Origin of the sequence: Herpetosiphon llansteffanensis, assembly GCF_003205875.1 — a bacterium.
In the GTDB taxonomy this organism is placed as follows: domain Bacteria; phylum Chloroflexota; class Chloroflexia; order Chloroflexales; family Herpetosiphonaceae; genus Herpetosiphon; species Herpetosiphon llansteffanensis.
In genome coordinates, this window is the sequence record NZ_PUBZ01000091.1 from 23,155 (window position 1) to 47,488 (window position 24,334).

A 24,334-nucleotide genomic window follows, 5' to 3' on the forward strand; every position below is an offset into this window, starting at 1 on the left:
CGCAACCACTGGGGTGAGGAAACACTACCCATAGTGACCTATTCGCTACTAGGCTGGGCATTACGCATGCGAATCATCGAAAATTGCAATGTCGATTGAGCTACTGCCTGCTGCAAGCGCCATAAATTTGGCATAATGCGCAATTCAACCCCCAAACCTAGCAACTGCCCCAGCAAATCGTCAATCGGATGCAGCGCTTGGGGTGTAACCGTACTTAAACTCATCCAATAGCCCGCCGCCGCATCGGATAATTCAAACATCGCCTGCGAAAATTCATAGGCATACAGCTTGGTTGAACGAATCCGTTCAAGCCAAGCATGTTCAACCGCAATAATCGTGGCGGCGGTGCTCAGCCCAAAGAAGCGCGCTTGATCCGCTGCGTTGGTGTGCTGATCGCAGCGAATACAGATCCGTGGGCAATCACGTGGCAACAAATAGTTGACCACATGACTGCCTTGAATTGCCCAAACTAAGTCGGGGTGTTCTGCTTGGCGCGGATGCGGACGTGGCGTAAATTGACTAATCGTGGCATCTTCGCTGAGATGATACAGCGCCTCAGGTTTTGGCTGCCACCATTTAGTCATGATTCGCTCCAGGCACGAGCATGCTCATGGTTCGCAGATCAATATCATCGCGCACAATATCCATCAAAATTTCGTCGTAGCGCTGATTGCCCAAGGGAATTGCGCCGCGCACGCGACCGACCTCGCGAAAACCAGCTCGTTCGTAGGCGCGGCCAGCCCGCGCATTGTAGCCATAATACCAAAGCTTGATGTTGTACAAATTGAGGAAGAAAAAGCCATATTCGGCTATCAAGCGCACAGCCTCGGTGCCATAGCCTTTGCTGCGTTGGCTTGATTCGCCAATCATAATGCCCAAGGCAGCGCTTTGACGACGATGATTAATTTCAAACAAACTAATATTACCAATCGGCTGGTGGGTTTCTTTGATATGAATCGCGAAGGTAAGTCGTTCGGGATTTTGCTTCGAAACTTGTTGATACCAAGCTTCTTCATCTTCAAGCGTGGCCGCAAAGCCGATTGCGCCCAAATTGGCGGTCATGCCAAGGTCGCTAAACCAGCGCACATACAGCGGCAAATGCTCATGGCGTAGGGTCGCAAAATAAATCTGTTGGCCCGTCACGACTGGATAAACTGGATTTTCACTGCTCATAACGACCCTTCTACAAGGCTACAATTGCGATATGCGCTTGATTATAGGCCTTGTAGGCGCGCAAACATCGGTTTTACGACTGAGTTTTGGCTCAGCCTCAACGCCTTGAGCTGCAAGCATTTAAACGTTGTAAGCTCATTGTACGATTCAGACTATTGATGGTAGTTTTTGACATTGAATCACAGTATAATCAAGCGAACAACCCACATCGTAGCCATGGACCGCGGTTAAAAAGCATGGATTGACCTTGCAACGCTGATAAAAAAGCACTGAAAGGAACCCTGAATGCAGCTTCCAAATCAACCGTATGTGGTAATTGTTGATGACCAGCCAGCAGCCGCTTTGAGCTTACAAGCTTCGATTGCCGACCAACAGCTGAGCTTATTGCGCAACCTTAGTTATGCCTGCGATCGGGTTAGTTCGGTCGCTGATCTAGAACGCCAACTAGGTTTGTACCCACCGCAGAGCATTCGTTTGATGGTGGTCGATTATGCGATGGTTGGGCGTACGCCGCTGCACGTTATTTATCGCCTACGCACCAGCCGTACCTTGCATCCAGCCTTGCATCCCGAAGCCTTACTGATTGGCTGGAGCGCCTATGAGGATGTTGATTCGCTGTTTCGTTCGGTCGGCTTCGATGGGTTTATTAGCAAGCATTTAGACCAACGCGACGTTGCCCAAGCGATCGAATGGATTTATCAGCAACGTTTGCATGGAGCTGGCTGGACGAGCGTTGGTTTGCCGGTGCCATGGGCTAAATCATCGTTAATTGCCTGAACGCACGGTAAGGCGAGGCTTGTGCATGCGCCACCATGAGCTTGATTTTCAAAGCTGACCGAGCCTTGATGCAACCGCGCAACTTGCATAATTAATGCTAAGCCCAAGCCGTTGCCGCCCAGCTTGCCGCTCCAGCCAAGCACCGCCGGAATTTGCTTGCTGGCGAGGCGTTGCAGCAGTTCTTTGGGGTAGCCCGTGCCGCGATCGCTAATCCTAATAACCACCATCGCCTGCTTAAGATTGCATTCAATTTTAATCTGCTGATCACTGATTAGGCTGGCTTCGATTGAGTTTTGAATAATCGTGCGCAGCGCCAAGCTCAGAAACAAATCATTGCCTTTGATCAAGATTGGAGCTTGGTTGCAGACCGCGACTTGCAAATAGTTGTGATCAAACTGATGGGCGGCGCGCACTTCATTGACAATTTTATGTAGCAGCTCAGCCACATTCAGCGTTTGCAATTGTTGGGGTTGCAACACGCCCTCGCGGGTCAAGATTAATAATTGGCTGGTTAATTGCTTAAGCTGTTGGGTTGTGGTTTGTAAGGCTGCCAAGGCTTCGCTGCTGCTAATGCCTGCATTTTGCTGTGGCGCATTGGCCAAAAAGCGTTCAAACATTGGCACTAAGCCTTCTAAGCCACTGCTATAGCCGCGCAGTTCGTGCTGAAAAAAGCGAATAAATTGGCGTGCTTGTTGTTCTTGTTCAAGCTGGGCTTTGGCCTGCACCTGAATTTGGGTGGCTCTGCTGGCCGAGCTGCGCAATTGCCACATCGTCAAAAATAAAAGTAAGTTGAAGACAATCACCGCCGGATTAATTAAACTCCAGCCTGCTGGATGCAAAATGCTGGCTATTAGCAAAAAAAGCGGATAGCTGAAGATCGGCCATAAACGCCCAGTCGTGATAATGGCCAGCAAGATGGGCACAGTGATTAAGATAACCGCCGCGCTTTCTAGTTTCACAATACTGAGCGCAATTAAGCAGATTGAAGTCATGCTGAGCACGATTAACCAACGGGGCCAAGCCAACTGTGGGCGGCGATAGACCAACCAACCAAGCCAAAACAGATACAGCGCCAAACTAAAATCGATCCAAATTAAGCTCCGTGAGGTATTATGATCGAGGCCAGCTAGCCCCAAACTGCCCACGCCAACACTAAAACAGGCAATTAACCATGTGACCCACGGCAATGGATCAAGTTCTTGGCCAATGCGTTGATAGGCGTTAAGCCATGATCGGAATAGGTTGCCCCATACATCCTTCATGATTGCTCCACTGATAGCTGTGGCTATCCGATTGTTGGCGATCAGTGGTTGGGCCATGCTGTTTAGGCGACTTGGGTTTGTGCAAGGCCAACACCGCTGAGGCGCGCCATAAATGTGCAAATCACGTCACGCATCCACGATTGCAGGGCGGGCGGCGTTTGTTCTTCGCACGCTATCGCAATCTGGGTCAAGCGATCAAGGGTTGTGGCTAATCCTGCTTCAAGCACATGCTGGTTAAGTTGTTGGAGGGTTGTTTGGTGCGAATCGCTTAACAAGGCTTGTTTTTTACGCCAAAGCTGGTTAATAAAGCTTGCTAACTGGAGATTATTATCACACGCATCAGCAAGCGGAGCAATAACCCGACCGCGCTGGAGATCGCATCCTTCGCCAAATTGCACCCGTTGTTCTAAAAGGCCCACCACATCGTCAATATCTTGCATTATTTGGGCAAAGAAATAGGCTGGGGTCGCAGGAAAGAGCGGTTGGCGATGGTACATGAGCGCCAAATTGAGCGCAAATTCGGTCGCAATTTGGCCTTGACGATAGCGATGTTGCATCCATTCCTCCCAATCGGTTTGCTCCGGATAGCTGTGTTCAACTTCCCAAATTTGTAACGCGCCTAATTCGCGCAAAAAATGCATGGTTGGCTGAACCAAGCGCGGGTCGATTTGAACTGCTAATTCAGCGACGGTGGCGGTGAGGCTCGTGGCGATTGGCGTGGCCTGGGTTACACCAAAGCGCGCCGGAACTGTTGCTCGCTCCGAACGCCGACTGGCAATATCAACCGTATCATCCATCACCGCCACTGCTTCCATAGTTAACATAATTACTGGTAAAGCTCGTTGATGGGCTGGCGTAATGCCGCCCAACTGCTCGGCCAAACTCAAATAGAGCAAGGGCAGCAAAATAAACGATGGTTGTGGATTATCCACGACCACATAATCCCAAACATGTTGCAAAGGAGCTGGCATATTGAGCTGGTTGAGCAAACGCCGCGCGACCTGTAAGTGCGGAGCGAAGCTGGCTTGAGAACGTTGGAAGATGCCTTGGAATTTTTGTGGGAAACGGATCGTGGTGTCTGACATACAAACCTCGCGCAATCGCTGAAGGTTCGCGAGTACGGTGTAAAATTGTAATGCTGCTGCTCACCGAACCAGTTAAGTAAATAGGATCTTTATTCTTTATTAATACGCTCGTTAATACAATCGCTCAAAATGTTCAAGTTTTGTCGTACTTCTGTAAGGAGATATTTAGTACTTCTAGTCAAGTACTTTTATCCTTGAGAAAACTAAAATAGACTAGGCCAAAGCCTAGTCATTGTTTAGGACGTGCTCAATGGTTAATAGCACTCTAGGATTGAAGTACTAATATAAATCTGTCAGTAATGTGCTAGAAACGATTAATTGCATTATTTTTGCTATGGAGAGTAGCTACAGATAGTAAAATGGATGTTCAAATGAGTCTATTAATATTCAATAATAATTAATTATTATTTACTCGCTTGTGATTATTTTGCATAAAGAATGACATTTTACCGCTGAATATGCTTGATTGAAATGTTTGGGGGCTGAATAGGCCAATTGATGGCCTAATTGTAGGCCAATTAACAATAAAAGCATACACAGACCAACCAACAAAAGATTACCTTGGCGTTGCGATTTTCTGAGTGTTGCGTCCATCTGCTTGCTCCTAGGGTTCAATTGTGGCCTTTTGGGCTTGATAGTAGCAGTATGGCAAGCCAACATAACCGTAAAGTTAACGAGTAGCCCGCTTATTCAGCACGCTTGCGCAAAATTTCGTTGAGCAATTGAATTTGCTCTTGTTGTAATTGTACGAGTTCGCGCCACTGCGCGTCGCGTAGATCATCAATTTTGTTATGCAGGCGCTGAATTTCCAATTCGGCCTTGAGGTTAATTTCGTAATCATGGGTTGCATCAAGCCGATCTTTGGCAGCCTGCCTGCTTTGCGACATCATAATAATTGGGGCTTGCAGCGCTGCAACGCTCGATAAAACCAAGTTGAGCAAAATAAACGGATAGGGATCAAATGGTCGGGCCAAAAATAGCCCATTGATCAGCATCCAAGCCAATAATGCTGCTGAGAAGCCAATTAAGAATGGCCATGAGCCGCCAAATGCCGCCATCCGATCAGCTATTCGATCGCCGAAACTTTGGGTTGCTTCAAATTGATGGTTGGTATTTTTGCTAATCGTTGGGTGTTCGATAAAATGTTTGATTAATTCGCGTTCACGTTCGGCTAAGGCAGTTAATGCTGCATTTTGATCAGGATCAGGCATTTGGTCGGCCATAGTTTGGTTTCCTAGATAGTGGCTATAAAGGCCGAATTGCAACGCCACTGCAAGCCAGCGCATATTCTAGGCCTGCTTGAAGATTGGCGCGGGTAATAATTTCGCTCAAATCAATACCCAAATGCACCATGGTTTGGGCAATTTCGCTGCGAATTCCCACAATAATCACTTGCGCACCAAGCAAGCGGGCTGCATTCACCGTTTTAAGCAGATGATGTGCCACGCCAGTATCAATCAATGGCACTCCAGTCAGATCAAGAATGACCATTTGAGCCTTGAGATTGGTAATCTCTTCAAGCAGGCGCTCGATCATCTGCTGGGCACGGCTGCTATCAATGACCCCAATCAGCGGAACTGCCAAAATTTGCTTGTAGACGGGAATAATTGGCAAGGCCAGTTCGCTCAAAATTGCTTGTTGGCGGTCAAGTTGGCCAATTCGTGCTCGATCATAGCCGCGATACAAACCAGCCAGCCCCGATTGAATGACTTTTAGCGCTTGGCGCAACAGATCAATCTTATCGCTTGGCTGATCAAATTTTTCCATCAACATTTCAACGCCACGTTGATGCCAAAGCAAGACTAATTGCTCAAAATCGTCGATTGGCAAGCCTTGCATGGCGCGTTGGTAGGCCCCTTCTTCGAGGTGAGTGCGGTAAAAATGTGGCTCTGGTTCGTCCAAATCTAAGCCGAAGGCGTGGACAGTAATCAGCACCCGTTGGGTTAATTGCTGTTTCGTCAGCGGAATTTTGCGATAGCCTGGAATTTCCACTAATGCCCGATCAACTAATTGATGGCTCATGGATTCTTCCATGGCGATAAAAACACTTCCGAAGGACATAGTAGTGTGCTCCTAACCCACATGATCGCTGGTGGAATGAGCGTAGTGTTTTAGTAGGATGTGGCATTCGATAATACCATACAACCTTGGGCTAGCGTGCAATTTATAGGGACAGTATGATGCAAAAAGTAATGCTTATTGGCAATGGCGGCGGCGGCAAAACAACCCTTGCCTATCAACTGGCGGCGCGGTATGATTTGCCGCTGCATGAGATCGATGCGCTGCAATTTCAGCCAGGCTGGGTTGCAACTCCCGCAACTGAGTTACGCCAAACGCTTGAGCACATTCACCAGACCGAGCGTTGGCTGATCGACGGCTTTGGCCCATGGGATCAGATTGAAGCACGAGCACAGCTCGCCGATACAATCATTTTTGTTGATCATCCAATTTGGGTGCATTTTTGGTGGGCCTGCGAGCGCCAGATTGCTGCGGCGCAGGGCAATCCACGGCTTGGTGGGCCGCCCGACTGCGATTTGCGCGACGTAACGAAGCGCATGTTCGAGACGATCTGGTGGGTGCATGAAAACTTGCGTCCCAAATTGGCGAGCCTGGTTGAGCACTATCAAACCAGCAAAAGCGTAGTTTGGATTCGCTCGCCAGAAGCATTGGCTGACTATATGGCGCAGCTTCCGGCGAACGAATAAAGAGATTCAGCCCTTGACAAATATTGCTAATTTTGCTATAGTCATGTCAAACCTTCTCCTCTCTCTTCTCTCCCACAAGCGGCTCCATTTTGCGAGCCGTTTGTGGTTTTAGTCGTTTTTTAACCTCACGGTGAATTGATCAATGCTCCCTTGGGTGAGTTATCGCCCCGCAACGAGGTAGCAAATTGCCTGATATTATCGATTGGTAGTAATCCTTTTGGTAAGGCTGGGCCATTACACTAGCACTTGTCGGGAACCCAACCAAGACTAGTACTGAGGGATGTAATCGACTAAATATCCCCCTAATAGGTTAGCATCCAAGGATTAACCCTTTGGCGTATGGTTGGCACTGAGACTATTAAGCCAGAGCTATGTTTATTCCCGCATGGTCATAGCATTCACGCGACCTCCTGAACCGTTGTAGTACCTAAAGGAGCACCACGATGATTCTTGCACTTGATATTTCAGCCGCCAATTTGGGGATGGTTGTCTTCGAGCGAGCAACTGCCCGCGTTGTTGAACATGCCCATTTTGACCTTGATGCCCGTCGTTGTACCCCCAAGCAACGAATTATCCTCGCAGTTCAATCATGCCAACAATGGTTGCGTGATTATCCTCAGCTGATCGAATGTGTGATTAACGCCCCAGTGCCCAAAACTCATCCAGCTGATTTGATTGCTTGCCAACGCATTGTGGGGGCCGTGATTGGGGTGATTTATGGCACAGGTCTGCCAGTAACCGAAATCTCTCTAGCAACTGCCAAGCGTCAATTGATCGGCCATCAATACACCGATCGCACTAGCCTCATGCAGGCTGCTGCCATGTATTTTGATTCAGACTACAGCGAATACGAAGCTAGCGCTTTGGCCTTGATTGTGGGCTACAATCAAGAATTGTTCAAACGCAACAAGCAACAAGTGGCCGATATGCGTCATTTTGCCTTACTTAAGGCTTAATTGGGTTTTTGAGCGATGGGGATAAAGATTTGAAGATCTTGCGGGCGACCATCGTCGATCCAACTTGTCCAAGCACTTGTCGCACTGTTGCGAAACGTTCGATAAAGTTTGCCATTGCTTGCATTGGCAATCACCATAGTTCCAGTATCAAGATAATGGGCAATCGCAACACCGGTGGCGGCTGAAGGCAATTCTGCCAACATACTAAAACTACTCCATCCGCCACTATCCCACGTGCGAATCCAAACAGCGCCAGCAGTATCGCTAAATGCACAGCTTAGGGCATTGGTCGCTTGGCGATGACAGCTGGTCTGATGCAACAAACTCGTGCTTGGCATGCCATCGTCCTGCCATGCACTCCACGTAGCTTCATAAAAGCGGCGGTAGGCGTGGCCATCGTTGCCAATCGCATACACCACGACATTATTTGTGCCATAATTGGCCGCAGCCAAGCCTTTGAAACTTCCGCCATTGATAAATTCCCCAAGGTCATCCCACCCAGTCCAACTTGTTCCATTCCACACTCTTTGCCATAAATGATTATCGCTTGCCCGAACAAAACAACTGATATTGCTAGCCGAGGATGATGTGCAGCTTGTTTCGTAAATCTGCAATGCGCCAGGCCCAGCAAGGTTGAGCCACGTGCTCCAACTTGTGCCATTCCACGTGCGTTGATACAGATTAATGAAATTGCCTTGCCTGCCACTAACAAAAATATCGAGGGTTGTGCTGTCGCGAGCAATTGCACTTACGCCGCCACTTGGGTCAAGGCTGAATTGGCTTAATCCTAAGCCTTGCCAGTTGCCCCAGCCTGCACTACTTTGCCACGAACGTTGCCAAACTTGCTCATCGTCGCCAAGCACAAAGCAATCGATCCGTTCGCTACTTGGGGTGGCGCAACTGATCGAGCCACTTGGCGCAATCGTTAAATCCTGAGGGCTTGCAACAATCGGCGTAATTGGCTGCCCCAGCCCAAAACCAAGCAATCCAACTCCAATCAATAGCCAGCGTGTAATCATCGTCAATCCTCCTATAACCAAGGTCAATCGATTAATTGGCAGCATAGCAATTTGGGGCTTGACACAATATGCCAAAAATTGTCAAATAGGAGCGGTTCCAAAAAGATGCAGGAGTGTGTATGAAGACTCAGCGCTTAGAGGCGTTCAGTGACGGCGTGCTCGCAATTATTTTGACGATTATGGTGTTGGAGTTGAAGATTCCCCATGGGGATACCTGGGCTGATATTAAGCCCCTCGTGCCGATTTTGCTGTCGTATATGTTGAGTTTCGTCTACATCGGGATTTATTGGAACAATCATCACCATATGTTGCATGTGACCAAACGTACGACTGGCGCAATGTTATGGGCAAATTTACACTTGTTGTTTTGGCTCTCGCTGATTCCGTTCACCACTGGTTGGATGGGTGAAAATCACTTTGCGACGATTCCGACGGCGGCGTATGGATTTGTGATGTTGGGTTCGGGGGTTGCCTACTGGATTTTGCAACGCACGATTATTCGCAGCCAAGGCTCCAACTCAGCACTTGCCAAGCTGATTGGACCTGACCTTAAAGGCAAACTTTCGCCATTGCTGTATACGTTGGCAATCGCGGGGGCGTTTATTCATCCAGCTATAGCGGGCTTTTTATATGTGGTGGTGGCGGCGATCTGGTTGTTGCCAGACCGCCGGATCGAGTTGCATCTCGCTGAGATTGAGCAAGACGAAGATTAATTAAACAGCCACGGCTTGGTTGCGTAAGAGCATTGGTTGCATATTCATCATATCAATCAAGCCTGCTTGCAGTGGCTCAAGCTGTTGGTTGAGTTCGTTGAGGCCTTGCGAGCCAGTGCCCATGCTAAATTTGCGTGGGCGCAGCTCGCTAGGCAAGCCCAAAATCTCGTGAATCTTATTACCAACATCAACTGGATTATCGGCATGCTCAAGCCCTGTTACGATGCCAGTGCTGATCGCTTGGGCATATTGGCCTGCCACGCCATATTCTGCATTCAAGTTTTGATTGGCGGCGGTCTGGATATTTGCGCCAAACTTGGTCGAATAACCACCTAATTGTAAAATCACGCTATCGATGCCAAGCGCGGTCAGTTCATAGGCCATACCTTGGGCCAGATTTTCTTCGGCAGCTTTGCTTGCCCCATACGCTGCCAACAAGGGCACGACTATTTGGGTACTGGTACTAGAGATTGTAAGCAAGAGGCCAGCTTGTTGTTGGCGCATCAAGGGCAACACCGCCTGCGTAACCCGAAAAGCCCCAAACACATTAATTTCAAACAATTGCTGCACTTGCTCGATGCTACAGGCCTCGGCCAAGCCTGCCAAACCAGCGCCAGCATTGTTGATCAAACAATCGAGGCGGCCAGCTTTGGACTGAATTGTGGCAATCGCTTGATCGACTGAAGCTTGATTGGTGACATCAAGCTCGATTGGCTCGATAGTTAAGCCGCGTTGGCTGGCAAAATCGCGTAATTCTTGCGCTGCTTGCGCATTTTTGGCATTAATTCCCCGCATCGAGGCGAAAACCGTATGGCCATGCTGGGCCAAGGTTTCAACGATTGCCCGACCTAACCCACTGCTGCTACCAGTAACCAAAATTGTTTGAGCGGAAGTCATAAAAATCCTTTCGATTTGTACACACTCTAAACTAGCTATATAGATTAATTTGCCACATAGAGAGAGCCAAGCAGCAGCCAAATCTGACACTTTTTGGTTGAGCTTACAACCTTGCTCGTCGATTGGGGTTATACGCCTAGCGTTTGCTTAGGACTTATAGACCTTGACAAGGGCTTTCGTCGTGTTGATAATGGCATATCAGCCCATTTGGTTTATCGTACTCGCTATTCTTTCTTTTTGTTCATGGAGGTTGCCCATGGTTAAGCGTTTACCCCATCGAGGAGCAAGGTTGCGTCGATTAAGCTATGTCAATGTAATCTTGCTGCTGCTTCTCGCTGCTTGTAGCACCGGCCAAGCAACCCCTACCCCAGCCCCCAAAGATTCGGTTAAGCTTCAGCTCAACTGGGTCTACGATTATTCTTCGGCAGGCTTTTTTGCCGCTGAAAAGAATGGACGTTTTAGCGAGCAAAATTTGAATGTCGAGTTGATTGCTGGTGGTTTTGATGATCAGGGCTATATCGATGGCACTGAACGCGTCAGTAGCGGCGCTGCTGATTTTGGGGTAGCCAGCGCCGATAGCGTGATTCAAGCCCGCGCCAATGGCAAACCAGTCGTTGGGATTGCCGTGCTAACCCAAAATAGCCCGCTGGCGATTCTTTCGTTGCCAGCAGCCAATATTCGCACTCCGCAAGATTTGGTGGGCAAAAAAGTTTTGGTTTCAGAAGGTGGCGCAACCCAACTGTACAACACCTTGCTCACCGCCCAAGGCATTGATTTGGCTAGTGCTAAGCCCTTGCCACGCTTCGATTCGGGGATTGAGCAACTGATCAAAGGCGAGATTGATGCCTTGGTAGCCTGGAATATCAACGAAGCGATTGAATTAAGCGAACGTGGCTCGCCACCTTCAATCATGTTGCTCAGCGATTATGGCATCAATAGCTATGAACTGGTGCTGATTACGACCGAGAAAATGGCGACCGAAAATCCCGATCTGGTTACGCGCTTTCTTAAGGCAACGTTTAAAGGCTGGAATGATGTGATTGCTAATCCCAATCAGGCTGTTGATTATGTGGTCAGCTACGATCCTAAACTTAATCGTGATGCGCAACTGCGGCGTTTGAACGAACTAACCAAATTGGTCAAGCCAGCGAATACCAAAGTTGGCGATATGCGGCCTGATCTGTGGTCATTTACCCATCAAATGTTGCAAACCCAAGGCGCGCTTGATGGCCCAATTGAGTTGGGTCGTGCCTACTCAACCTTGTTCCTTGATGTGATTCCTGATCGTTAGAACCAAAACTCGCATAAAACCCCCGATCGATATATATTCGATCGGGGGTTTTGCTTTGAGCAAGCTATGTTAAAGAAGAACATAGAGCAAAGAGCATAGGAATTGGGGATTGGTTGTTGGGGGTTGGTTGTTGGGGAAAGTCAGAACAGAGAACATAGAGCATAGAACAACGTGGATCAATTTATTAACGCAGAGACGCAGAGGAATAAGGCTATGGGCTAACGGACCATACTTCGTGCAATTCGTGCAATTCGTGGCGAAAAACGTTATGGATCATTGGCTATTGAGACTATGAATCTGAGCCAATCTGTGCAATCTGTGGCAAACAACTCATGGCTATGGGCTAACGGACCATACTTCGTGCAATTCGTGCAATTCGTGGCGAAAAACGTTATGGATCATTGGCTATTGAGACCATGAATCTGAGCCAATCTGTGCAATCTGTGGCAAACAACTCATGGCTTTGGGCTATCGGAACATACTTCGTGCAATTCGTGCAATTCGTGGCGGAAAACGTTATGGGTCATTGGCTATTGAGACTATGAATCTGAGCCAATCTGTACAATCTGTGGCTGAAAACGTATGGCTATGGGCTATGGGATTTTGGCTATGGGACTATAAATCTGAGTCAATCTTAGCTGATTTCATAAACTGGCCCCTGACCCTTTCGTTACAATTTGACAAAAAAGCCCAAGCTCGGTATACTTGTAGACGCTGTTTGGGCCGGTAGCTCAATGGTCGAGCATCTGACTCTTAATCAGCTGGTTGTGGGTTCGAGTCCCACCCGGCTCACCAAACACCAAGGACGTAGCATCAACGCTACGTCCTTTTTTATGCCAATTGAGAAACCTGCAACGTATTGTTTATTCACGAAGCACACAAAGGCGAGAAACCGCGAAGGATGCGAAGGGGATGGGGCTTTTGGCTCTAGGCTATGGGCTATCGGAACAATTATTGCCATTGCAAGAAATCTCCGATCGCCAACAGCCCATAGCCACGAATTCCACGAATTGCACGAAGCATGTTTTGTTAGCCCATAGCCAACAGCCTATAGCCCTCGTTCCTCTGCGCCTCTGCGTTAAATTTCTGCCTTCTGCCTTTTCTATGTTCTATGCTCTATGTTCTATGCTCTATGCTCTATGCTCTATGCTCTACTCCCCTAGGCCTATACGACCAACCAGCCAGTGTGGTACAATGAGGCCACGTAGGCGAGGTAACCCAATGCAACTATTGCAACTCACAGCCAAAACTTCCCCAGAAGCGGCGCAAGCAGCAGCCGATTTTTGGCTATGGGCTGGGATTCGCCTTACCGCTGGCGGCTTCATGGCGGGCTTCCCCGCCAACTAGAAGATGCGCCCACCTCGTTGATTCACGCAACCGGGCGACTTGCGCTCGGTTTTTTGTTGCCCTCAATTTGTTTAAGGATGTGTGTATGTCAAAAAATATTTTAGTGGCGGTAGCCTGGCCGTATGCCTCAGGCGCACGTCACCTTGGCCACGTTGCAGGCTTTGGCGTGCCCAGCGATGTTTTTGCCCGCTATCAACGTTTGGTCGGCAATAATGTTTTGATGGTCAGCGGTACCGACGATCATGGCACGCCCATTACGGTGCGTGCTGAGCGCGAGGGCAAAACGCCGCGCGAAGTCACCGATTTCTACAATGCTGAAATTCGCAACAACTTGCGTGATTTGGGCTTGTCGTATGATTTGTTTACCCGCACATCGACCGAAAATCATTACCAAATAACCCAAGCATTTTTTACCCGCTTGCAGGAAAAAGGCTATATTTTTGCCAAAGAAATGATTGGTACGTATAGCGAAGCCGACAAGCGCTTTTTGCCCGACCGCTACGTCGAAGGCACGTGCCCGCATTGTGGCTACACCAAGGCGCGCGGCGATCAATGCGATAACTGTGGCAAGCAACTTGATCCGGTCGATTTGATTGAGCCACGTTCGACTTTGAGCGGTGCAACGCCGATATTCAAGCCAACAACCCACTTTTTCTTGAATTTGCCAGCCTTTGTCGAGCGTTTGCGCGAATGGATTTCAAGCCAAGAACATTGGCGACCAAATGTAAAACGCTTTTCGTTGGGCTTGCTTGAAGAAGTGCCAGCCCGTGCAATTACCCGTGACTTAACCTGGGGTGTGCCAATTCCGGTCGAAGGCGACGAATTCGATGGCAAGCGGATTTACGTTTGGTTTGATGCGGTGATTGGTTATCTTTCGGCAGCGGTTGAATGGGCAACCAAGGTTGGGCGGCCTGAGGCTTGGCGCGAATGGTGGCTCAACCCAGAGGCCCGTCACTACTACTTTATGGGCAAAGACAATATTGTGTTTCATAGCGTCATTTGGCCAGCCATGCTGATTGGCCATGGCGAGCTTGAATTGCCCTACGAAGTGGTCAGCAGCGAGTTTTTGACCTTGGCTGGCGGCGAGAAAATCTCATCATCACGTGCTGAGGGCAATAGCATTCCGTTTGTGGGCGAATTTTTGGCCCAGTATGATCCCGATCCGTTGCGCTATTTCTTGGTGATTGCTGGCCCCGAAACCTCGGATACCGAGTGGTCGCTGAGCGAATTTATTCGGCGCAACAACGAAGAATTGGTTGCAACGTGGGGCAATTTGGTCAATCGGGTGCTTTCAATCACCCACAAGAATTTTGGCCATGTGCCAACGCCACAAGCCCTGACCGCCGAAGATGAAGCTGCTTTGGCAACCGTGCGCAACGCCTTTGAAACCGTTGGCAAGGAATTGGAGCAAGCTCATTTCAAAGCAGCCTTGATTGCGACGATGGCAGCGGCGCGTTCGGTCAACGAATATTTGGCTAGCCAAGAACCATGGAAAGTGCTCAAAACCGATCGCGAGCGTGGCGGCACGATTTTGTATGTTGCGTTGCAAGCAATCAACAATTTGCGCACCTTGTTCACGCCATTTTTGCCTTTCACCAGCCAAAAATTGCACGAACTCTTGGGTAATGAAGGCTATTTGGCCGGGCCATTGCTGTTTGAGGAACGTCAAGAAAGCCAGCACAGCCACGAAGTGCTGACTTGCGAACCAAGCACATGGGTTGGACGCTGGGAATGGAGCGATCTGCCAGCAGGCCGCGAATTAGCAGCGCCAACAGTGTTGTTCAAAAAGCTCGAATTACCAACGGAGTAGAGGCTATTTGTAATGGTTCATTGGGTTAACCACAGCTTGATCCCCTCACCCCCACCCCTCTCCCACGCGGCGGGCGAGGGGCTTTAACGCCATGGTTCTCCCCCAAATCCTTCATAAAAAAGAGTCGGCTCCCCCTCGCCCGCGTTTTTGTGGGAGAGGGGGCTGGGGGGTGAGGGAATACGATTGATAACCTAATGAACCATTACAGCTATTGGCTATCGGGATAGGTTTATATCCACCAAGACTTGATTAAACCACGAAGGACACGAATGGGGAAAGGACTTTTGGCTATTGGCTTTTGACTATGGGAGATTGTTTGAAATTTCATGCAATGTTCCGATAGCCGATAGCCTTCAGTCTATAGCCCTCATTCCCATTCGTGTCCTTCGCGTTCTTCGCGGTTAAAATATCGTTATTGCCGGATAACGGGCAATGGTTGCGATGGCGAATCGCGGAGTTGGCTGGTGATGAGCCGATCGGTGGCTGGTGCTAAGGGTAGCCACAAGGTAAAAATACTGCCTTCGCCAACGTTTGATCGGACTTCGATTGTGCCCCGATGGGCATCGGTAATCCATTTGACGATTGCTAGGCCAATGCCAGCGCCGCCGCCTTTGCGTACCCGCGATTTGTCGGCGCGATAGAAACGCTGGAAGATATTGGGCAATACATCAGGCGGAATGCCTTCGCCAGTATCTTGCACGCGCAGCGCCACTTCGCGCCCAACCCGTTCCAAACTGAGGGTAACTGTGCCATCGTCGGGCGTATGTTGAATCGCGTTGTAGGCCAGATTGAGCATTGCTTGCTTGAGTCGGTCGCGATCACCGATAACCGTTGCTTGATCTTCGCTGCCAATTTGCAGCTTGACATGCTCGGCGAGTGGACGCAATTCGCGAAATACTTCCAAAATCAAGGTATCAAGCTCAACTGGCTCGCTGCGCATTTGTACGCCCGCCTCGGTTTGGGCCAAAAACAACAGGTCGTTGACCAAACGATTCAACCGCACAACCTCGCGTTCTAAGTCGCTGAGCGATTCGCTGAGCAATTCGGGGTTGTGCATTGCGCCGCGGCGCAGCACTTCGAGATTGCCACGCATGGCGGCGAGCGGCGTGCGCAATTCATGCGAAACGTCGGCGGTGAGCCGTTTTTGGGTGTTGAACAACCCTTCCATGCGCGCTAGCAAATCGTTGGTGATGGTGGCCAGCCGACCAAGCTCATCGTGGGGATTGGCCACGGCGATCCGGCGGCTCAAATCTTCGGCACGCACAATTTGCTCGGCAGTATTGGCAATCATATCAATTGGGCGCAGACCACGCTTGGTAATTTGGCTAATCCCAAGGTACATCAGCACAATCGTGAGCGAGCCAGCAATCAAAAACACCAACGACAAGGTATCCAAGGCGCGATCAACCGTGCGCAACGATTGGCTAGCAACCAATACGCCGACCACCGTGTGATCGAAGGTTAATGGCGAAACCACTTGCATGGTGCGGCCATAAGCCGATGGCTTGGTGCTCATGACTGAATTTTTTTCGAGCGCCGAAGCCAATTCAGTGCTATCGAGGCTTGGGCCTTCGCCCATAAACGCGGGCGTTGCCGCCAAGCGCACGCCGTTGGGATAAAAGACCGCGACCGAAATCGGCGAACCTTCAAAATCTTCGTTGGGCACAGGCAACAACGAGATGCTTGTGCCGCTGAAATAGCGCTCGAGTGGCTTTTTGGCTTGGGCATATTGGCTTTGAATTTGGTTGGTAGCCCGCACCAAATCATCGCGCACGCCATTGAGCAAAATCGCCCGTTCAGCAGAATAGAGCGTCAACCCCAGAATGAGCAATCCAAGGGTCATAAAGGCAACGGAAATGAAGGTTAGCCGATAGCGTAGTGTCATCGTTCACCGTAGGGTTGTTCACGTAAGATATAGCCAGCGCCGCGCACGGTGTGCAGCATGCGGCCTTCGCCCGATTCTTCGAGTTTTTGGCGCAAATAGCGCACATAGACCTCAATGATATTCGATTCGCCGCCAAAATCATAGCCCCAAACCCGATCGTAAATCACATCGCGAGTTAGCACTTGGCCCGGGTGACGCATAAATAATTCGAGCAATTCGTATTCTTTGGCGGTTAGCTGCACCGCACGCCCAGCAATCGTAACCTCGCGCGAAGCAGTGTTCATCTCTAAGCCATTAACTTGCAGCACAACCGGGCCTTCGGTGCGCGCTACATGGCGACGCAGCAAAGCCCGAATGCGGGCAAGCAATTCTTCAAAGGCAAAGGGCTTGATCAAATAATCATCAGCTCCGCTTTCCAAGCCCATCACGCGGTCGGGCACGGTTTCTTTGGCAGTTAGCATAATGATCGGAACATCGCTGCCAGCACGCAAGCGCCGACAAACCTCAAAGCCATCCATGCCTGGCAACATAATATCGAGAATCACCAGATCGGCGGGGCGTTCGCGGGCAGCGGCAATGCCGGTTGGCCCATCGTGTGCTACCTCGACTGTAAATCCTTCGAAGGCCAAACCTCGCCGCAAATAGCCAGCAATTTCTTTTTCATCCTCGACAACCAAAATTCGTGCAGCAGCTTGCGGTTGGCTCATGCAGCACACTCCTTCTTGAATAATAGGCAACACCGCTGAGGTGGTGGGATTCGGAATTATTCCCCTAGCATAGCACACTCTGCTGAAAATCTGGCAAGAATCGGTTAAGGATTGGCTTAATTTTACGCTTGCTACAAGCGATGTTTTTGGTATAGTTGTTGCTTAAATCCTGCCTGTATCAATCCAGCCAAGCATATTTGTGTATGGGAGTCGCCAATGGACGAGCTTTCGTTGACCCTCGCTCGTTGGACAACGCGGCGTGTCATGACCGCAACTTTGGTCGTCCTTGCGATGATCGGCCTCGCTTTTGTGATTGTTAATTTTTATAGTGTGTTTGTGGTGGCGTTTATTGCGTTTGTGCTCAGCACAGCAATTCGCCCGCTGGTGCAAATTTTGCAACGGCTCAAAATCTCGCCGCAGCTGGGGGTAATTATCGCCTACCTGCTGTTATTGGGCTTGCTGATTGGGGTCGTGGTGTTGATGGCTCCGCTGATTACCGAGCAAATTACCGCGATTACCGCCAAAATACCCGATTATTACCACGATGCGCGCCAGTTTTTAGTTTCCTCGCGTAGTAGTTTTATTCGCAATTTGGCTGCTCGTTTGCCGCTTGATGCACCGCTTTCGCTCTCGGGCGTTGCTCCCGCCGAAACCAACCAACAACAAACTGATGTGGCGGTGAGCCAATTAGTTAGTGTGCTCGAAAATACGGGCATTAGTGTTTTTGTGGTGATTGCTACATTATTGCTTGGCTTCTACTGGACGCTCGATGGCGATCGGGTGCTACGCACGCTATTGCAATTAGTTGATGTCGAAAAGCGTGAGAATTGGCGTTCGCTGATTGCTGAAATTCAAGCCAAAATGGGTGCGTTTATTCGCGGCCAATTGATTCTTGATTTCTCGATTGGCGCACTTTCGACCGCTGCCTACCTGTTGATTGGCATTGATTATGCGATTGTGTTGGGCATTTTGGCCGGCTTGCTGGAGACAATTCCAATTCTGGGGCCGGTGCTTGGCGCTGTGCCGCCATTGCTGATTACGCTTGCGCAAGGCGATGTAACCGCGTTTACCTGGGTGATTGTGGCAACTGTGGTGATTCAGCAAATCGAAGGCACGTTCTTGGTTCCCAAGGTCATGGATCGCGCGGTTGGGGTCAATGCAGTGCTGACGTTGGTCGCATTTGCTGCATTTAGCGCGACTTTGGGCTTGGCAGGTGGGATTTTGGCCGTGCCATTGGCGGCAATTGTCCAAATTATCTTCAGCCGCTTGGTGTTTAATCAAAGTGAAGCCGGCACGAATGTAACCCGCCGCGATCGCTTTGGCGTGTTGCATTACGAATCGCAACAATTGCTCCAAGCCTTGCAGCGGCATAATCGGGCTGATGAAAACGAAGATGAAGCCAATATTGTGTTTGATGATCAACTTGAGCATGTGATTGTTGATTTGGATGGCATGTTAGCGGCGATCAATAGCGGCGAGGAACTAGCCGCATGAAACAGCTTGCGCGAGTTACTGCAACCATCCTTTTCACAATTGGCCTCGTGGCGCTGATGTGGATGTTTAGCGCTGCGGTGTTGCTCTTTTTGGTTTCGTTGGTGATTGCCTCGGCAGTTCGGCCATTTGCTCAACGCTTGATTGATCGCGGGATGAGTCGTGGCGCGGCCTATGGCTTGGTTTATTTTGCGAGCTTTATCTTTTTTGGCAGCTTGTTTGCAGTGATTAGCCGCGGCTTGTTGACTGAATTGCAACGGGCTGGCGATCAATTGCTCAATTTATATACCAATATCACCATCACATGGCCCAACGGCCAACAATGGCAACAAACGATTGCCAGCGAATTGCCATCGCGCCAAGGCTTGCTTGATTATATGGCTGGCACCGATGGCACGGCAGTTGTAGATAGCATTATTGGGTTTAGCAGTGGAGTGTTTGATTTTCTGGCCCAGTTGGTCATTTTGCTCTCGCTGAGCACCTATTGGGCGGTTGATCAAAATCGATTTGAGCGTTTGTGGCTCTCATTAATTAATGCCAAACATCGCCAGCGTGCGCGCACGATTTGGCGGGCGGTTGAGCTTGAAGTCGGCGCATATATTCGCAGCGAAGTGGCGCAAAGCTCGTTGGCGGGCATTAGCTTGGGCATTATATTTGAATTAATTGGCATGCCGTACCCAACCTTGCTGGCCTTATGGATTGCGATTGCGTGGCTTGTGCCGTGGGTTGGGGTGTTGTTGGCGCTGATTCCAGCGGTCGCGATGGGAATGTTGGTCGGCTTGCCAGTTGCGTTGTTGGCTGGTTTATCAACGATTGCCGTTTTTGCAATGCTGCAAATTTGGGTCGAGCCACGTTTATACGGAGCCAACCGCGTTAGCCCGGTGCTGGTGGTCTTGATATTGATGGTCATGGCCCAGGCTTCGGGGATTTTGGGCATGCTGATTGCGCCACCCTTGGCAGCGACGATTCAAATTTTGGGCCGCGAGTTGTGGTTTAACAAAGCGATTGATGAACAATTGACTGCTACCTACCGCAACCAACTGCAAGTGCTGCGTGAGCGCTTGGTCACAATTCAGCAAGACGAGGTTACTGCTGAAGTTGCGGCGACGGCCCAACATCAATCGTATATTCGCCAAATTGAAGAGCTGATGGATGAAACCCAAAGCGTGCTTGGCAGCGCTGGCATGCTCAACCGCGAACAAGCATAATCGGGCAATTAATCGCCTAGTGTGAGATGAGGCGCAATTTATGAAACAATGGGTTACGAAAACCGCTTGGCCATTGCTGCAACGCACGGTTAAAGCTTGGAATGATGATGATTGTTCGCGTATGGCCGCATCGTTGGCGTATTACGCGGTATTTTCAATCTTTCCCTTGATTTTATTATTACTTTCGATCTTAGGATATTGGTTGCGATTGCAAGGCGATACAGGTACTGATGTTGAAAAGACCTTAGTTGACTCAATGATGCAAGTCTTTCAAACCAGCCCCCAAGTTGGCGTTGATAACTCATCAATTCGTAATGCACTGGTTGAAATTTTGAAAAGCTTAAGCCAACAAGCTGGCACAAACGCGCCAATTGCACTCATTACAACTTTTTTTGCTGCTAGCGGAATTTTTGTGCAAATCGATAAATCATTTGATGTGATTTGGGATATTCAGCCAAAACAGGGCAATTTTCTGTATACAATCAGAAGTACCGTGATTGAGCGCGGCAAAGCATTTTCCTTGGTATTGGTCATTGGCCTGCTCTTAATTAGCTCGTTGGTGCTCTCGTCGGTTTTGCAAGGCTTAGAAAATTTGTCCAAGAGCTTCAATTTGCCTGGGGTTGGGGTTGGCTGGCAAATTTTCACCTTTGTCGTAGCTTTTGCGATTAATGTTTTGATATTCTTTTTGCTATTTTTTGCCATGCCCAAGCCCAAAATGCGCTGGCGTGATATATTGCCAGGCGCGATTTTGACCGCAGCGCTGTGGGAAATTGGCAAAATCGTGCTTTCGCTGTTTCTTGGCGGCAATAAATATACAGCTTCGACAACAGTGGCGGCCTTTATCGCGCTGCTAGCATGGATTTATTACGCCAGCCAAATTATCTTTTTTGGCGCGGAATTTTGCCGTGTCTATACCGATTGGAATCAAACTCGGCGTGCGAAACGAGCGCCAGCAATCGCCTTGCCCACGCCGCCCGATCTGCCGACGACCGCCTTGCCGCCAGCGCTGGCTACATCGCAACAAAAAGCAACCTATGCGGTTGGGGGCACGGCCTTGGGTGTGGTTTTGGGGGTCGTGATGAGTATTGTTGGTACGCTAGTTGCGATTATCCAATTTATTCGAACCTTGCGCAACGGCAAAGCCTAACTTTAGTATGAGGATATTGCGATGAGCGACCAAAGCGATCAGCCAAAACCAATCGAGCCACCAACACCTGAATCCGAGCCGATTGGCGACCCGCCAATTGAGCCAGCCAATGATGCGCCGCCCACGATTGGCGATCCACCAAGCAGACCCCAACCGCCGATTGGCGATCCACCAAAAGAAGAGCATAGAACATAGGGATCGGGGATCGGGGTTTGGGGATCGGAATATTCAACTCAGAGGCGCAGAGAACCGAAGGATGAAGGATGAAGGATGAGGGATGAAGGGGCCAAGGGTCAGGCTATGGGCTATTTGGATAATTATTCGTGCAATCTGTGCAATTCGTGGCTAAAATAATAGAAGGATGAGGGATGAAGTAAAATCAAAAGCCTAACGCCAATAGCCTATAGCCTCGTTTCTGCGTAGATCAAACTTGGGTAAGCAGTAAATCCAATGTTTCAACACAATTTTGCTGATTGACTGTACTCGTAGCGATGCTTGGCCAGTTCATTGAGTTGCAATAGTGTTGAAAATTAGCTAGCGACGTTAAATATGGATCTGGCAGATCATACTTGTTGAATTGAATAACCTTGGCGATTTTTGCCAGCCTGCCTTGTTGAGCCAAATAGCTGCAACTTGTGCGCAGCAGCAGAATATTTTGCTCAAGCAGTTCGCGATTCGAATCAAGCACGAATACTACACCATCGGCATCATTTAGGATATGTAATTGATGGCGTTGAAACAGAATTGCCCCATGATTGGCGTTGAGGGTGAGGTTATGCCCGCCATAATGCAGGCCAAGTTGATAATAGTAAAAACCTGATTCTATCCAGACTTGGTTCAATGGCTGGCGAATGTGCTGGGGTAACTGTTTGGCTAGAGCTTTCAAATTCGTTAGTTTGCCAGCTGCCGTTCGGCCAATATAGGCGATATTTAACATAATCCCCCATTTGATCCACGAAGAACATAGAGCATAGAACATAATGTTAATCCACGAAGCGCACAAAGCTAACCCTTCGTGCGCTTCGTGTCCTTCGTGGATCATCATGAGCAAGAGGTGATTAATCCTAAAACCCATAGCCAACAGCCTATAGCCTTCGTGATCTTCGTGGATCGGATTTATTGTCTGGGTTTGCGCATGCCTGGTAAGCGCAAAATGTTGGGTGCTGCGACGGCAACCGCAACCATTCCAAGGACGAAAATTGTGGTGAATGTATCATTATCAAGTTTCGCAACGCGCGACAAAATTGCCATCAAGCCAATCATGACCACAAAACCCAAAATAAATGTGCCAGCTAAGGCAAATTTGCCACGCAAGGTTGCGCGCATTGGCGGGATTGAACTCATACCACGGCCATGAACAAATGGCCCTGGTGATTCATTGACATACGCTGGCGGGACATAATAGCCTTGACTTGGATCAGGGTTGGTTGGCATTACTGGCGGCGGTGGCAATTCGTACATGCCCGGCCTCCGTAGCACCAGCCGAATACTCACCAACACGATGAGAAATCCCAGTAAGTTGAACCAAAATAAAAAACCATCAAGTTCTTTGGTTGAGAGCGTGATAATTAGCGTCGTGATCAACAGAAAACTTGCGCCAATGCCGCCAATCAGCAAGACTGCATTGATGCCCTGTTTCGAGAGCTTAAGCTGTGGTTTTGGTTTGAACATGGGTCTTTCTCCATCTCCTAGCGTAAATTTATTCGATATTAGTACGATAAACACTCTTGATTTGCGCAATATCCGCAGGCGGCTGAATTGGCGGCGCTGTTTGGCGGTTGCGCTCTAGATAGTGTTTGATCAATGGCTCTTGCAAATTATTAAGCGCCAATTCTACCACACTCTGATTATGCTCCAAGCCTTGAGCCAGGCTGGTTTGGCCAAGCTTGCTAATGCCATTGCGCGTTAGGTCGAGTTGACGCAGCCGCTGATTGATTGGCAGCAATTGGCCAATGAGTTGTGCGCCGCGATCGCCAAGTTGGTTGGCCTGCGCCGCTAAAACCTTGGTTGAAGGTGCATAGCCAAGCTTAAATTGCTCAAGCCGTGGATGGGCAAAGGCTGCTTCGATCAAGGGTGCGCCGCCTGCAAAGCCAATGCCATTGCTCGAAAGCTCCAAAACCCGCAGCGTTTGATTGACAGCTAGGCCTTCTGCCAAAATCTGTGCGCCACGATCGCCAAATTGATTGACGCTTAAATAAAGCTCGCTGAGCGTTGAATTATGCTGTAGCAATGCGACTAATAACTCGGCGGCCTCTAGCTCAAGCTGATTGCCACTCAGATAAATGCGCTCAAGGCTGCGATTGCTGCGAATCAAGGCCTGCATAATCAGACCAAAGCCTTCCATGCCCAAATTGGTATTGACCAAATCGAGCGTGCGCAAATGTTGGTTGTGCTCAAGCAGGGTGGCAATTGCTTGCGCGCCCGCGAGGCCGAGCGGGTTGCGCTTGAGCCAGAGGCCATGCACATTGCGATTGTTGCGCAGGCTTTGGCTTAATGCTTCAACGCCACTCGCTTCAATTGCATTGCATCCAAGATAGACAATTTCTAAGCTTGGAGTTTGCTCGATGAGTTGGGCAACTGCTGCTGCGCCTGCATTGCCGATGCCATTTGTTCCCAGCAACAGGCTTTTGATTGTGGTATTTTGGGTAAGCGCTTGGGTCACCAGTTGGCAGCCCTCGATGCCAAGTTGCTGTTTACATAAATCTAAGCGGCCATCAGGCAGCACGGTTCCGCGCGTAAAACTTGTAGCGCTGGTTACTGGCTGATTGTGGCATAAATGCGCAAGCAATGGTTGCAAAACAGCCTGGTTATTGGGCTGCGCAAGCGGCTCTTGAATTGGGCATAGCACTGGTTCGCTCATT

Annotated in this window: 24 protein-coding genes and 1 tRNA gene; 12 read left to right on the top strand and 13 right to left on the bottom strand. The window is 49.3% G+C overall.

Annotation, left to right across the window (positions count from 1 at the left end):
- Positions 1-38: 38 nt before the first annotated feature.
- A complete protein-coding gene (locus C5S61_RS11270; RefSeq protein ID WP_110515157.1) occupies positions 39-584 on the bottom strand; it encodes a DUF6886 family protein in 546 nt (181 codons plus the stop codon).
- The gene (locus tag C5S61_RS11275) at positions 577-1,173 is read right to left on the bottom strand and encodes a GNAT family N-acetyltransferase (RefSeq protein WP_110515158.1); all 597 of its coding nucleotides are present in this window, start codon (positions 1,171-1,173) and stop codon (positions 577-579) included. The genes C5S61_RS11270 and C5S61_RS11275 overlap by 8 nt, the downstream gene beginning before the upstream one ends.
- Positions 1,174-1,458: 285 nt before the next feature.
- Between C5S61_RS11275 and C5S61_RS11280 the strand changes: the two genes are divergently transcribed.
- Complete coding sequence (locus C5S61_RS11280) at positions 1,459-1,950, top strand: response regulator (RefSeq protein WP_110515159.1); 492 nt, start codon at positions 1,459-1,461, stop codon at positions 1,948-1,950.
- Here C5S61_RS11280 and C5S61_RS11285 read toward each other — a convergent pair.
- The 4 genes from C5S61_RS11285 to C5S61_RS11305 form a co-directional block, all read right to left on the bottom strand.
- Entirely contained in the window at positions 1,872-3,212 is a 1,341-nt protein-coding gene (locus tag C5S61_RS11285; protein ID WP_164689380.1) for a sensor histidine kinase, read from the bottom strand. The genes C5S61_RS11280 and C5S61_RS11285 overlap by 79 nt on opposite strands.
- A gap of 62 nt (positions 3,213-3,274) precedes the next feature.
- The gene (locus C5S61_RS11290; RefSeq protein WP_110515161.1) at positions 3,275-4,297 is read right to left on the bottom strand and encodes a polyprenyl synthetase family protein; all 1,023 of its coding nucleotides are present in this window, start codon (positions 4,295-4,297) and stop codon (positions 3,275-3,277) included.
- Positions 4,298-4,983: 686 nt separating this feature from the next.
- Complete coding sequence (locus C5S61_RS11300) at positions 4,984-5,520, bottom strand: DUF1003 domain-containing protein (protein ID WP_110515163.1); 537 nt, start codon at positions 5,518-5,520, stop codon at positions 4,984-4,986.
- Positions 5,521-5,542: 22 nt separating this feature from the next.
- Positions 5,543-6,358, bottom strand: coding sequence for an STAS domain-containing protein (locus C5S61_RS11305; RefSeq protein ID WP_110515164.1), 816 nt, complete (start codon positions 6,356-6,358; stop codon positions 5,543-5,545).
- A 119-nt stretch (positions 6,359-6,477) separates the two neighbouring features.
- On the opposite strand from C5S61_RS11305, the gene C5S61_RS11310 reads away from it, so the two are divergent.
- Both C5S61_RS11310 and C5S61_RS11315 read left to right on the top strand, forming a co-directional pair.
- Positions 6,478-7,002, top strand: a complete 525-nt coding sequence (locus tag C5S61_RS11310; protein ID WP_164689382.1) for an AAA family ATPase — start codon at positions 6,478-6,480, stop codon at positions 7,000-7,002.
- A gap of 443 nt (positions 7,003-7,445) precedes the next feature.
- Positions 7,446-7,958 carry a hypothetical protein gene (locus C5S61_RS11315; RefSeq protein WP_110515166.1) on the top strand — a complete coding sequence of 171 codons (513 nt, stop codon included), beginning with the start codon at positions 7,446-7,448 and terminating at the stop codon, positions 7,956-7,958.
- On the opposite strand, the gene C5S61_RS11320 is transcribed toward C5S61_RS11315, so the two are convergent.
- On the bottom strand, positions 7,955-8,977 hold the full coding sequence (locus C5S61_RS11320; protein ID WP_110515167.1) for a DUF8189 domain-containing protein: 1,023 nt from the start codon (positions 8,975-8,977) through the stop codon (positions 7,955-7,957). The two genes, C5S61_RS11315 and C5S61_RS11320, sit on opposite strands and share 4 nt — an antisense overlap.
- 119 nt (positions 8,978-9,096) lie before the next feature.
- Here C5S61_RS11320 and C5S61_RS11325 point away from each other — a divergent pair, with 119 nt between their 5' ends.
- Positions 9,097-9,690 (top strand): TMEM175 family protein, encoded by a 594-nt coding sequence (locus C5S61_RS11325; RefSeq protein WP_110515168.1) that lies wholly within the window; start codon positions 9,097-9,099, stop codon positions 9,688-9,690.
- Here the strand turns inward: C5S61_RS11325 and C5S61_RS11330 are convergent, their stop codons facing one another.
- The gene (locus C5S61_RS11330) at positions 9,691-10,587 is read right to left on the bottom strand and encodes an SDR family NAD(P)-dependent oxidoreductase (RefSeq protein WP_110515169.1); all 897 of its coding nucleotides are present in this window, start codon (positions 10,585-10,587) and stop codon (positions 9,691-9,693) included.
- 289 nt (positions 10,588-10,876) lie between these two features.
- On the opposite strand from C5S61_RS11330, the gene C5S61_RS11335 reads away from it, so the two are divergent.
- From C5S61_RS11335 to metG, 4 genes are all read left to right on the top strand, one after another.
- Complete coding sequence (locus C5S61_RS11335; protein ID WP_240614498.1) at positions 10,877-11,878, top strand: ABC transporter substrate-binding protein; 1,002 nt, start codon at positions 10,877-10,879, stop codon at positions 11,876-11,878.
- A gap of 720 nt (positions 11,879-12,598) precedes the next feature.
- Positions 12,599-12,673: transfer RNA gene (locus C5S61_RS11340), tRNA-Lys, on the top strand.
- 426 nt (positions 12,674-13,099) lie between these two features.
- Positions 13,100-13,225: a hypothetical protein gene (locus C5S61_RS27415; protein WP_276309104.1), complete on the top strand. Its 126-nt coding sequence runs from the start codon at positions 13,100-13,102 to the stop codon at positions 13,223-13,225.
- An 85-nt stretch (positions 13,226-13,310) separates the two neighbouring features.
- The gene (gene metG / locus C5S61_RS11345) at positions 13,311-15,035 is read left to right on the top strand and encodes a methionine--tRNA ligase (protein ID WP_110515171.1); all 1,725 of its coding nucleotides are present in this window, start codon (positions 13,311-13,313) and stop codon (positions 15,033-15,035) included.
- 412 nt (positions 15,036-15,447) lie between these two features.
- Here metG and C5S61_RS11350 read toward each other — a convergent pair whose 3' ends face one another.
- Both C5S61_RS11350 and C5S61_RS11355 read right to left on the bottom strand, forming a co-directional pair.
- Entirely contained in the window at positions 15,448-16,920 is a 1,473-nt protein-coding gene (locus C5S61_RS11350; protein ID WP_110515172.1) for a sensor histidine kinase, read from the bottom strand.
- Positions 16,917-17,627, bottom strand: a complete 711-nt coding sequence (locus tag C5S61_RS11355) for a response regulator transcription factor (RefSeq protein ID WP_012190338.1) — start codon at positions 17,625-17,627, stop codon at positions 16,917-16,919. The genes C5S61_RS11350 and C5S61_RS11355 overlap by 4 nt, the downstream gene beginning before the upstream one ends.
- 216 nt (positions 17,628-17,843) lie before the next feature.
- On the opposite strand from C5S61_RS11355, the gene C5S61_RS11360 reads away from it, so the two are divergent.
- The 4 genes from C5S61_RS11360 to C5S61_RS26840 are packed head-to-tail and all read left to right on the top strand — an operon-like array spanning position 17,844 to position 21,668.
- Positions 17,844-19,121, top strand: a complete 1,278-nt coding sequence (locus tag C5S61_RS11360; protein WP_110515173.1) for an AI-2E family transporter — start codon at positions 17,844-17,846, stop codon at positions 19,119-19,121.
- Positions 19,118-20,326, top strand: coding sequence for an AI-2E family transporter (locus tag C5S61_RS11365; protein WP_110515174.1), 1,209 nt, complete (start codon positions 19,118-19,120; stop codon positions 20,324-20,326). The genes C5S61_RS11360 and C5S61_RS11365 overlap by 4 nt, the downstream gene beginning before the upstream one ends.
- A 40-nt stretch (positions 20,327-20,366) precedes the next feature.
- A complete protein-coding gene (locus C5S61_RS11370; RefSeq protein ID WP_110515175.1) occupies positions 20,367-21,473 on the top strand; it encodes a YihY/virulence factor BrkB family protein in 1,107 nt (368 codons plus the stop codon).
- 21 nt (positions 21,474-21,494) lie between these two features.
- Complete coding sequence (locus C5S61_RS26840) at positions 21,495-21,668, top strand: hypothetical protein (RefSeq protein WP_164689384.1); 174 nt, start codon at positions 21,495-21,497, stop codon at positions 21,666-21,668.
- Positions 21,669-21,897: 229 nt separating this feature from the next.
- Here the strand turns inward: C5S61_RS26840 and C5S61_RS11375 are convergent, their stop codons facing one another.
- The 3 genes from C5S61_RS11375 to C5S61_RS11385 form a co-directional block, all read right to left on the bottom strand.
- On the bottom strand, positions 21,898-22,410 hold the full coding sequence (locus C5S61_RS11375; RefSeq protein ID WP_110515176.1) for a GTPase domain-containing protein: 513 nt from the start codon (positions 22,408-22,410) through the stop codon (positions 21,898-21,900).
- Between the two features lie 179 nt (positions 22,411-22,589).
- On the bottom strand, positions 22,590-23,144 hold the full coding sequence (locus tag C5S61_RS11380) for a hypothetical protein (RefSeq protein WP_110515177.1): 555 nt from the start codon (positions 23,142-23,144) through the stop codon (positions 22,590-22,592).
- 28 nt (positions 23,145-23,172) lie between these two features.
- A complete protein-coding gene (locus tag C5S61_RS11385) occupies positions 23,173-24,333 on the bottom strand; it encodes a leucine-rich repeat domain-containing protein (RefSeq protein WP_110515178.1) in 1,161 nt (386 codons plus the stop codon).
- Position 24,334: the final 1 nt, after the last annotated feature.

Bases quoted from the DNA above. Each gene is read 5' to 3' on its own strand.
- C5S61_RS11360 (WP_110515173.1), top strand. From the start codon at position 17,844: ATGGACGAGCTTTCGTTGACCCTCGCTCGTTGGACAACGCGGCGTGTC.
- C5S61_RS11280 (WP_110515159.1), top strand. From the start codon at position 1,459: ATGCAGCTTCCAAATCAACCGTATGTGGTAATTGTTGATGACCAGCCA.
- C5S61_RS26840 (WP_164689384.1), top strand. From the start codon at position 21,495: ATGAGCGACCAAAGCGATCAGCCAAAACCAATCGAGCCACCAACACCT.
- metG (WP_110515171.1), top strand. From the start codon at position 13,311: ATGTCAAAAAATATTTTAGTGGCGGTAGCCTGGCCGTATGCCTCAGGC.
- C5S61_RS11375 (WP_110515176.1), bottom strand. From the start codon at position 22,410: ATGTTAAATATCGCCTATATTGGCCGAACGGCAGCTGGCAAACTAACG.
- C5S61_RS11355 (WP_012190338.1), bottom strand. From the start codon at position 17,627: ATGAGCCAACCGCAAGCTGCTGCACGAATTTTGGTTGTCGAGGATGAA.
- C5S61_RS11300 (WP_110515163.1), bottom strand. From the start codon at position 5,520: ATGGCCGACCAAATGCCTGATCCTGATCAAAATGCAGCATTAACTGCC.
- C5S61_RS11385 (WP_110515178.1), bottom strand. From the start codon at position 24,333: ATGAGCGAACCAGTGCTATGCCCAATTCAAGAGCCGCTTGCGCAGCCC.
- C5S61_RS11325 (WP_110515168.1), top strand. From the start codon at position 9,097: ATGAAGACTCAGCGCTTAGAGGCGTTCAGTGACGGCGTGCTCGCAATT.
- C5S61_RS11270 (WP_110515157.1), bottom strand. From the start codon at position 584: ATGACTAAATGGTGGCAGCCAAAACCTGAGGCGCTGTATCATCTCAGC.
- C5S61_RS27415 (WP_276309104.1), top strand. From the start codon at position 13,100: ATGCAACTATTGCAACTCACAGCCAAAACTTCCCCAGAAGCGGCGCAA.
- C5S61_RS11365 (WP_110515174.1), top strand. From the start codon at position 19,118: ATGAAACAGCTTGCGCGAGTTACTGCAACCATCCTTTTCACAATTGGC.
- C5S61_RS11330 (WP_110515169.1), bottom strand. From the start codon at position 10,587: ATGACTTCCGCTCAAACAATTTTGGTTACTGGTAGCAGCAGTGGGTTA.
- C5S61_RS11290 (WP_110515161.1), bottom strand. From the start codon at position 4,297: ATGTCAGACACCACGATCCGTTTCCCACAAAAATTCCAAGGCATCTTC.
- C5S61_RS11285 (WP_164689380.1), bottom strand. From the start codon at position 3,212: ATGAAGGATGTATGGGGCAACCTATTCCGATCATGGCTTAACGCCTAT.
- C5S61_RS11310 (WP_164689382.1), top strand. From the start codon at position 6,478: ATGCAAAAAGTAATGCTTATTGGCAATGGCGGCGGCGGCAAAACAACC.
- C5S61_RS11350 (WP_110515172.1), bottom strand. From the start codon at position 16,920: ATGACACTACGCTATCGGCTAACCTTCATTTCCGTTGCCTTTATGACC.
- C5S61_RS11320 (WP_110515167.1), bottom strand. From the start codon at position 8,977: ATGATTACACGCTGGCTATTGATTGGAGTTGGATTGCTTGGTTTTGGG.
- C5S61_RS11380 (WP_110515177.1), bottom strand. From the start codon at position 23,144: ATGTTCAAACCAAAACCACAGCTTAAGCTCTCGAAACAGGGCATCAAT.
- C5S61_RS11370 (WP_110515175.1), top strand. From the start codon at position 20,367: ATGAAACAATGGGTTACGAAAACCGCTTGGCCATTGCTGCAACGCACG.
- C5S61_RS11305 (WP_110515164.1), bottom strand. From the start codon at position 6,358: ATGTCCTTCGGAAGTGTTTTTATCGCCATGGAAGAATCCATGAGCCAT.
- C5S61_RS11315 (WP_110515166.1), top strand. From the start codon at position 7,446: ATGATTCTTGCACTTGATATTTCAGCCGCCAATTTGGGGATGGTTGTC.
- C5S61_RS11275 (WP_110515158.1), bottom strand. From the start codon at position 1,173: ATGAGCAGTGAAAATCCAGTTTATCCAGTCGTGACGGGCCAACAGATT.